9 protein-coding genes are annotated in these 8,597 nt (G+C 67.0%); 2 read left to right on the top strand and 7 right to left on the bottom strand.

Annotated elements, in window-relative coordinates; all coding sequences use genetic code 11:
• Positions 1-112: 112 nt before the first annotated feature.
• The 7 genes from PMI14_RS24655 to PMI14_RS24625 all read right to left on the bottom strand — a co-directional run bounded on the left by PMI14_RS24655 (position 113) and on the right by PMI14_RS24625 (position 5,786).
• Entirely contained in the window at positions 113-1,297 is a 1,185-nt protein-coding gene (locus PMI14_RS24655; RefSeq protein ID WP_035205584.1) for a pyridoxal phosphate-dependent aminotransferase, read from the bottom strand.
• 97 nt (positions 1,298-1,394) lie between these two features.
• A complete protein-coding gene (nusB, locus tag PMI14_RS24650) occupies positions 1,395-2,021 on the bottom strand; it encodes a transcription antitermination factor NusB (protein ID WP_007858488.1) in 627 nt (208 codons plus the stop codon).
• Complete coding sequence (gene ribH / locus PMI14_RS24645) at positions 2,018-2,482, bottom strand: 6,7-dimethyl-8-ribityllumazine synthase (RefSeq protein ID WP_007858487.1); 465 nt, start codon at positions 2,480-2,482, stop codon at positions 2,018-2,020. The genes nusB and ribH overlap by 4 nt, the downstream gene beginning before the upstream one ends.
• A gap of 18 nt (positions 2,483-2,500) precedes the next feature.
• Positions 2,501-3,622 (bottom strand): bifunctional 3,4-dihydroxy-2-butanone-4-phosphate synthase/GTP cyclohydrolase II, encoded by a 1,122-nt coding sequence (ribBA, locus tag PMI14_RS24640; protein ID WP_007858486.1) that lies wholly within the window; start codon positions 3,620-3,622, stop codon positions 2,501-2,503.
• A 349-nt stretch (positions 3,623-3,971) separates the two neighbouring features.
• A complete protein-coding gene (locus PMI14_RS24635) occupies positions 3,972-4,265 on the bottom strand; it encodes a 2Fe-2S iron-sulfur cluster-binding protein (protein WP_007858485.1) in 294 nt (97 codons plus the stop codon).
• Positions 4,262-4,906 carry a DUF938 domain-containing protein gene (locus PMI14_RS24630; protein ID WP_007858483.1) on the bottom strand — a complete coding sequence of 215 codons (645 nt, stop codon included), beginning with the start codon at positions 4,904-4,906 and terminating at the stop codon, positions 4,262-4,264. Before PMI14_RS24630 ends, PMI14_RS24635 begins: the two co-directional genes overlap by 4 nt.
• Positions 4,907-5,504: 598 nt before the next feature.
• On the bottom strand, positions 5,505-5,786 hold the full coding sequence (locus PMI14_RS24625; protein WP_007858480.1) for a DUF427 domain-containing protein: 282 nt from the start codon (positions 5,784-5,786) through the stop codon (positions 5,505-5,507).
• Positions 5,787-5,987: 201 nt separating this feature from the next.
• Between PMI14_RS24625 and PMI14_RS24620 the strand changes: the two genes are divergently transcribed.
• Positions 5,988-6,896 (top strand): SDR family NAD(P)-dependent oxidoreductase, encoded by a 909-nt coding sequence (locus tag PMI14_RS24620; protein WP_007858479.1) that lies wholly within the window; start codon positions 5,988-5,990, stop codon positions 6,894-6,896.
• A 68-nt stretch (positions 6,897-6,964) separates the two neighbouring features.
• Complete coding sequence (gene gshA, locus PMI14_RS24615; protein ID WP_007858478.1) at positions 6,965-8,494, top strand: glutamate--cysteine ligase; 1,530 nt, start codon at positions 6,965-6,967, stop codon at positions 8,492-8,494.
• Positions 8,495-8,597: the final 103 nt, after the last annotated feature.

The following is an 8,597-nucleotide window of genomic DNA, read 5'->3' as shown; positions in this document are numbered from 1 at the left end:
CGCCTTTCTTTGGGGTACGTTTCTTTGGCGAAGCAAAGAAAGGTACCTCGGCCGCCGGGCCGAGACCCGGCCTCCGCCTTCAAAAAAAGAGCAGACCTAACCACTACTCAGATCACCCCAACAAACGACGCAACCGAGCAACCGACTCCTCCAACTGCGCCATCGAATTCGCAGTAGAGAACCGCACAAACCTCTCCGTCTCAGCAGTCCCAAAATCCCGCCCCGGCGTAATCGCCACGTGCGCCCGCTTCATCACCTCAAACGCAAAATCCCAGCTGCCCTTCACACCCAGTCGCGATGCAGCCTCGGAGCAATCCGCCCAGGCATAAAAAGCACCATCCGGCATGACAGGCACCGACAGCCCCATCGACTGCAGCGCGGGAATGAAGAAATCGCGCCGTGCCTTGAACTCCGCCCGCCGCCGCTCGTACTCCGCAATGCTCTCGGCCTCGAAGCAGGCCAGCGCCGCATGCTGCGAGACGGTGCTCGCGCAGATGAACAAATTCTGCGCCAGGCGCTCGACCACGGGCACCATGGCCTCGGGCACCACCATCCAGCCCAGGCGCCAGCCGGTCATGTTGAAGTACTTGCTGAAGCTGTTGATGCTGACGATGTTCTCGTCGATGGCCAGCGCCGTGTGGCCGAATTCTTCTTCGTACGACAGGCCCAGGTAGATCTCGTCGATCAGCGTGATGCCGTCGTGCGCACGCACGACTTCGTGGATGCGGCGCAGCTCGCCGGGCGCGATGGACGTGCCCGTGGGGTTCGATGGCGAGGCCAGCAGCACGCCGCGGGTCTTGTCGGTCCAGGCGGCGCGCACCTTCTCGGCGCTGAGCTGGTAGCGCTCGGCTGCGGTGGTAGGGACGAGCACGGCCTTGCCGTCCGCTGCGCTCACGAAGTGGCGGTTGCAGGGATAGCTCGGGTCGGGCATGAGGATCTCGTCGCCGGACTCGATGAGCGCCAGGCAGGCAAGCTGCAGCGCAGCCGATGCCCCGGCCGTGACCACGATGCGCCGGGCCGGCACGTTGACGCCGAAGCGCTGTGCATACCAGGCGCTGATGCGCTCGCGCAGGGGCTCCAGGCCCAGGGCGTTTGTGTACTGGGTGGCGCCGTTGCGCACGGCGCGGGCGGCGGCCTCCTGCACCAGAGGCGGGGCGGTGAAGTCGGGCTCGCCGATGTTCAAGAAGATCATCGGCTCGCTGGTGGTCGCCACCTCGCGTGCCAGGGCCTGGGCGGCCTTGGCCACCTCCATCACGTAAAACGGTTCGATGCGCTCGGCGCGCGAGGAGAATTTCATGGCTGGGTGGAGGTCCTGCCCGCGCGGGGCATTGTGGGGGGAGCCCGCCGGGCCGTGCATGCCCGGGGCAGGAAAGCCTGCGATGAGGCTCGGCCAATCAGGCCTGGGCGTCTTCGCCGCCCTCGGGTGCTGCTGCGTCGCTGGGGGCTGTTGCTGCTGCGGCTGCAGCACCCTTGTCGGCTGCGACTTCGGCGGCGCGCAGGCGCGGGGCCAGGCCATTGAGCACGGCGTTCACGTACTTGTGGCCGTCGGTGCCGCCGAATTCCTTGGCCAGCTCGATGCACTCGTTGAGCACCACGCGCCAGGGCACGTCGAGGCAGTGCTGGAACTCGTACACGCCGATCCACATCACGGCGTGCTCGATGGGCGAGATCTCGGCCATCTTGCGGTCCAGCAGCGGGGTGATCAGCGCGTCCATGTCGGCGGCCATCTTGATGCTGCCGTGCAGCAGCGCGTCGTAGTGCACCGAGTCGGCCTTGTGAAAGCCGGCCAGGTCGCGCGTGAAGGCGTCGATGGCCTCGGGCGCGTTGCCGCCCACCAGGTGCTGGTACAGCGCCTGCAGCGCGAATTCGCGCGCGCGGCTGCGGGCCGACTTGGAAGCCGCCTTGCGCACGCCGGTGCTCTTGAGGCCGGTGCGTGCCTGCTTGGGCGGGCGCTTGGCCGGGTGGCTGCTGGTGGCACCGGTGCCGTTGTCGTCGTCACCGTAGTTGTTGCTTTCGCTCATGACAGGTCTTCCAGCAGGTTGGCCATCTCCACGGCGACGCGGGCCGCGTCCGTGCCTTTTTCGCTCTGGCGGGCAATGGCCTGCTCGAGGTTTTCGGTGGTGATGATGGCGTTGGCAATCGGGATCTGGTAGTCGAGCGACAGGCGCGTGACGCCCGCGCCCGATTCATTGGCCACCAGTTCGAAGTGGTAGGTCTCGCCGCGGATGATGCAGCCCAGCGCGATCAGCGCGTCGTACTCGTCGGCCTCGCACATGGCCTGCAGGGCCACGGGCACTTCGAGCGCGCCGGGCACCAGCACGTGGGTGATGTGCTTTTCCTGCACGCCCAGGGCCTGCAGCTCGGCACGGCAGGCCGCGGCCAGGGCGTTGGTGATGCTCTCGTTGAAGCGGGCCTGCACGATGCCGATGTGCAGCTTCCTGCCGTCCAGCCTGTCCGCTGTTCCTTTTTCTGCGCCAAACATAGTGGTGATCCTGTTCTTTTACTCTTTGGGGATGAAGCCGGTGATTTCGAGGCCGTAGCCGGCCATGCTGGGCATGCGGCGGGGCTGGCCCATGAGCTGCATCTTGTGCACGCCGCACTCGCGCAGGATCTGCGCGCCCACGCCATAGGTGCGCAGGTCCATGCGGCCGCGTTCGGGCGCCTGGGCGGCGCGGGCCGTGCCTTCGAACTGTTCGAGCAGTTGCTCGGCCGTCTCGCCGCAGTTGAGCAGCACGGCCACACCCTTGCCCTGGGCGGCCAGGTACTGGAGGCTCGAATCGAGGCCCCAGGAGTGCATGGAGCGGTTGACCTCGAGCGCGTCGAACACCGACAGGGGCTCGTGCACGCGTACGGGCACCACGTCGTCGGCGCCCCACTGGCCCTTGACCAGCGCCAGGTGCACGGCCTGGCTGGGCTGGTCGCGGAAGGCGTGCACGGTGAACTCGCCGGCGGCGGTCTGCAGCGTGCGCGTGCCGACCTTCTGTACCAGCGTTTCGTTGCGGCTGCGGTACTCGATCAGGTCGGCGATGGTGCCGATCTTCAAGCCATGCTCGGCCGCGAAGAGCTGCAGGTCGGGCAGGCGGGCCATGGTGCCGTCGTCCTTCATGATCTCGCAGATCACGGAGGCGGGGCTGCAGCCGGCCATCACGGCCAGGTCGCAGCCGGCTTCGGTGTGGCCGGCGCGCATGAGCACGCCGCCGTCCACCGCCTGCAGCGGGAAGATGTGGCCGGGCTGCACCAGGTCTTCGGCGCGGGCGTTGGGTGCCACGGCGGCCTGCACGGTGCGTGAGCGGTCGGCCGCGGAGATGCCGGTGGTCACCCCCTCGGCCGCCTCGATCGACACGGTGAACGCGGTGGCGTGCTTGGTGCCGTTGCGTGTGACCATGGGCGGCAGGCGCAGGCGCTCGCAGCGCTCGCGGCTCAGCGTCAGGCAGATCAGGCCGCGGCCGAAGCGGGCCATGAAGTTGATGGCCTCGGGAGTGACATGGTCGGCGGCCAGCACCAGGTCGCCTTCGTTTTCGCGGTCTTCTTCATCCACCAGGATGACGATGCGGCCGGCGCGCATCTCGGCCACGATGTCCTCGACGGGCGAGATCGGCACGGGGGTGAGGGGGGTGTTCATGGAAGGCTTGGGCTTTCTGTGGGGACGGCTGGCGAGCGTGCGCAGCGCAGGTTCCCGTGGCCGGAGGTCGCCACACGGCACACACCTCCAAGAAACCGCCCAAAGAACATGCGATGCGGCGCTGCCGCACGTCGACGGAGCATATTGCCCCGGAAGTTACTGATTTTAATGCACCCGGGCAGTCCTGCGTCCACGCAGGGGCGCCATGTTGGCGCAAATCAGCGGCTGATACGTTCGTGTGCCCGAAAAACTGGCGCGCCCCAAGACCAGTGCCGCCGTGCAAGGGCCGCCCCGCCGCAGGGGCGGCGTCCCCCTGGGGGGAAGGCGCGAAGCGACCCAGGGGGGCTTCCTAAATCATGCTGCCCTGGATCACGACATCGGTCTCGGGGTAGGCCACGCAGGGCAGCACGCAGCCCTCGGCCTTTTCCTCGGGCGACAGGCCCGGCCATTCGATGTCGTAGCGCACGCGGCCTTCCACCAGCTGGCCGATGCAGGTGCGGCAGGTGCCGTTGCGGCAGGAGCTGGGCCAGTCGATGCCGCCCTGCTCGATGGAGAGGAGCAGGGGCTGTTCGGGCCAGGCATCGCACTGGGCGCCATCGGGCTCGATGCGGGCGGTGAAGAAAGGGATGGCGGGCTGGGTCATGCGGTGTTGCCTGGGGCTGGGGTGCGTTGCCACACCAGCAAAAGGTTGTTGGAGGGCATGGCGTGGCGCTCGGCCAGGTGCAGGCCGGCGGCTGCGGCTTCGCGCTCCACGTCGGCGCGGTTGCGGATGCCCCAGGCCGGGTTCTGGGCGCGCAGGGTGGCGTCGAAGCCCTGGTTGCCCGGCGAGGTGGGTACGCCGTCTTCGATGTAGGGCCCGTAGGTGACCAGCCGGCCGCCGGGTGCCAGGTGGCGCGCCGCGCCCTGCATCAGCCCCGCACAGCAGGCCCAGGGGGCGATGTGCAGCATGTTGGCGCAGTAGATGAGGTCGAAGGGCTGGGCAAAGGGCGCCTGGCCATCGGGCCAGGTGCCTGAGCGCACGTCCAGAAGCACGGCGGGCTGCACGTTGGTGGCACCGGCCTGCAGGGCCCAGCCGGCGATGGCGAAGAACAGCTCGTCCTTGAGGTCCGTGGGCTGCCAGGCCCAGCCGGGCAAGGCGGCGCCGAAGAAGGCGGCGTGCTGGCCGGTGCCGCTGGCGATCTCGAGCGCCGTGCCGGTATCGGGCAGCAACCCGCGCAGCACCGCCAGGATGGGGGGCTGGTTGCGTTCGGAAGCGGGGCTGCAGGGGAGGGCGGGTGCGGTCATGGGCGTGGACAAAGTGCGGGCCGCGATGCTATCAAATTGAAAGCAGAGGGGGCTTCACAGGGTCTTTGCCGAAGTGCCTGAATTTTCATCAACGCAGGGATAAGCCTTGCAAATCAAGCACTTGGGACGGTCATACAGCGGTTCTCCAGAGTTATCCCCATGATTGTCCAGTGCTGGCAGGGATAACCGGACGCCCTTTGCCTAAAAAACAGGCGCCGCATCCATTCCCGTTGTGAATCAATGACTTGGATCGCCCATACAGAACTTGCCAAAACTTATCCACATGATTGTCCAGCGAAGGCTGGGATAACCGGCGGGTGGTGAGCGGTCCGGCGCTGCCTCAAAAATGGGCGGTGCGTAGTATTGCCTTGTGAATCAAGCACTTGCATCGGTCATACAGAACTTGTCCGGGGTTATCCACACGATTGTCCAGTGCCATCAGGGATAACCCGCAGATGTCGGCCGTGCCGGGCTGCCCAAAAAATGGGCGTTGCATTGGTTTCCCTTGTGAATCAATGGCTTGGCGATGCCATACAGGGCTTGCCAAAACTTATCCACATGATTGTCCAGTGCTGGCAGGGATAACTGCTGCCGCGTTTCAGGCCTCGATCTTCACGCCCTTCCAGAAGGCCACGCGGCCACGGATCTCGTCGGCCTCGGGCTTGGGATCGGCGTAGAACCAGGCGGCGTCGGTGTTCATTTCGCCGTTGACCAGCAGCGAGAGGTAGCTGGCCTGGCCTTTCCAGGCGCACATGGTCTTGTGGTTGCTGAAGGTGACGTACTCGCGCTTGAGCGAGGCTTCGGGGAAGTAGTGGTTGCCTTCGACCACCACGGTGTCGTCGCTTTCGGCGATGGTCACGCCGTTCCAGGTTGCTTTCATGGGAGATCCTTGGAGAGGGGGAAAGGGGCGCAAGTGCCCGGCGCCCGGGCGAGGGTGGGGCGCCAGCCGCGATTTTGCCTGCACGGCCAGCAGTCACGCACGGTACCGGCCTGCGGCGCGATGTGGCTTACAGTCGCTGCGCTGCCGCGGCGCGATCCAGGCCGCCATTTCAAAGCCAACCACCACAGGAGAACATTGACCATGGGTATCGATTTCAAGGGCCGTGTGGCCATCGTCACGGGCGCCGGTGGCGGCCTGGGCCGCCAGCATGCACTGGCACTGGCGGCGCGCGGCGCCAAGGTGCTGGTCAATGACCTGGGCGGCGCGGTGGATGGCAAGGGCGGCTCGGTGGGGGCGGCGCAGGCCGTGGTCGACGAGATCATCGCGGCCGGCGGCGAGGCGATTGCCAACGGCGCATCCGTCACCGACTACGTGGCCGTGCAGGCCATGGTGCAGCAGGCCATCGACACCTGGGGCCGGGTGGACATCCTGGTGAACAACGCCGGCATCCTGCGCGACAAGTCGTTCAGCAAAATGGAGATGGACGACTTCCGCCTGGTGGTGGACGTGCACCTCATGGGCGCCGCGCACTGCTGCAAGGCCGTGTGGCCGCACATGGTGGCCCAGCAGTACGGGCGCATCGTGATGACCACATCCTCCACCGGCCTGTACGGCAACTTCGGCCAGTCCAACTACGGCGCCGCCAAGCTGGCCCAGGTGGGGCTGATGCAGACCCTGTCCATCGAGGGGGCCAAGTACAACATCCACGTGAACGCCCTGGCGCCCACGGCCGCCACACGCATGACCGAGGGCCTGATGCCCCAGGAGGTGCTCGACGCCCTGAAGCCCGAGGCCGTGGTGCCCGCCATGCTGGTGCTGGCGCACGAGAGCGCGCCCACGCGCACCATCCTGTGCGCAGGCGCCGGCACCTTCGAGGCGGCGCACATCACGCTGACCCAGGGTATTCACCTAGGCATTGGCGCCGACACCCCCGAGCAACTGGCCGCACGCCTCTCGGAAGTGACTGAGCGCGCCGGCGAGCAAGTACCACAAAGCGGCGCAGCGCAGGGGACCAACGAGGTGAGCAAGGCCTTGGCGGCCAGGGTTTAAGCCAGATCCACACGCGCAATCGTGCGCCGTGCTAAGTTCCGGGCCGACACGAGATCGGTAATAAAGATATGAGAACTTTGCAGGAACGACTGACCGCCTACCCCGCCGATGCCCTGGCGGGGATACGCCGCGGCATCGAAAAGGAGGGATTGCGCGTGCTGCCCAGCGGGGGGCTGGCCCTGACGCCGCACCCGGCGGCGCTGGGTTCGGCGCTCACGCACCCGCTGATCACCACCGACTACAGCGAATCGCAGCTGGAGCTGATCACCGGCGCGCACAAGGGCGTGGACGATTGCCTGAACGAGCTGGCCGAGGTGCACCAGTTCGTGCACCGCGCACTGCAGGCCCAGGGCGGCGAGCTGATGTGGGCCTCGAGCATGCCCTGCGGCCTGCCCACCGACGAGACGATCCCGATCGGCCGCTATGGCAGCTCCAACGTGGGCCGCGCCAAGAGCGTCTACCGCATGGGCCTGGGCCACCGCTATGGCCGGCGCATGCAGACCATCTCGGGCATCCACTACAACTGGTCGCTGCCCGGGGTGGGCAGCGATGACTACTTCGCGCTGATCCGCAATTTCCGCCGGCATGCCTTCGTGCTGCTGTACCTGTTCGGCGCCTCGCCCGCGCTGTGCCCCTGCTTCGTGCAGGGGCGCGAGCACCGCCTGCTGCCGTTGGGCGACAAGGGCCAGGCCATGTACCTGCCGCACGCCACCTCGCTCCGCATGGGCCGCCTGGGCTACCAGAGCGATGCCCAGGCCACGCTGGCGGTGAGCTACAACGGCCTCAAGGGCTACGCCAACTCGCTGCACGAGGCGCTGACCAAGCCCTATCCGGCCTACGAGACGGTGGGCGTGCGCAACCCCGGCGGCGACTACAACCAGCTAGGTACCAGCCTGCTGCAGATCGAGAACGAGTTCTACGGCACCATCCGCCCCAAGCGCACGGTGAAGACCGGCGAGCGCCCGCTGCACGCGCTGCGCGAGCGCGGCGTGGAATACGTCGAGGTGCGCTTGATGGACCTCGATCCCTTCGTCACCGTGGGCATCACGGCGCAGACCATGCGCCTCTTGGACGTGTTCTTGCTGCACTGCCTGCTGTCCGACAGCCCGCCCGACACGCCCGAGGAGATCGCCGAGCTCCAGCAGAACCAGCACCTCACGGCCGAGCGCGGCCGCGAGCCGGGCCTGCTGCTGCAGCGCGCCGGCCAGGCCGTGCCGCTGACCACCTGGGGCGCCGAGGTGCTGGCCGAGTGCGTGCCTCTGGCTGCGGCGCTGGACGCCACGCACGGCACCACGGATTACAGCGACGCGCTGCGCGATGCGCGTGCGCTGATGGAAGCGCCCGAGCGCACGCCCTCGGCGCGCGTGCTGGCCAGCATGGTGCAGGACCACGAGAGCAACTTCGAGCGCTTTGCCTTCCAGCAATCGGCCAAGGCGCAGAACACGCTGCTGGCCTTGCCGTGGAGCGATGCGCAGCAGGCGCGGTTCGAGCAGATGGCGCATGACTCCGTGGCGGCGCAGAAGGCTATTGAGGCGGCGGATACCTTGCCGTTTGAGCCTTGGCGGGAGCAGTACATGGCCGTGGGTGGTTTGGGCTGAGAGTTTGGTTTGTGGTGGCTTCTGCTGTGGGTTGAAGGCGGAGGCCGGGATGTGCGCCCGGCGGCGCAGTAACTTTCTCTTGCGTCGCCAAGAGAAAGTCACC

The sequence above is a fragment of the Acidovorax sp. CF316 genome (genome assembly GCF_000276605.1).
Taxonomy (GTDB): domain Bacteria; phylum Pseudomonadota; class Gammaproteobacteria; order Burkholderiales; family Burkholderiaceae_C; genus Acidovorax.
The sequence above is the reverse complement of the archived record's forward strand: the minus strand, read 5'-3'. Positions and strand labels throughout refer to the sequence as shown.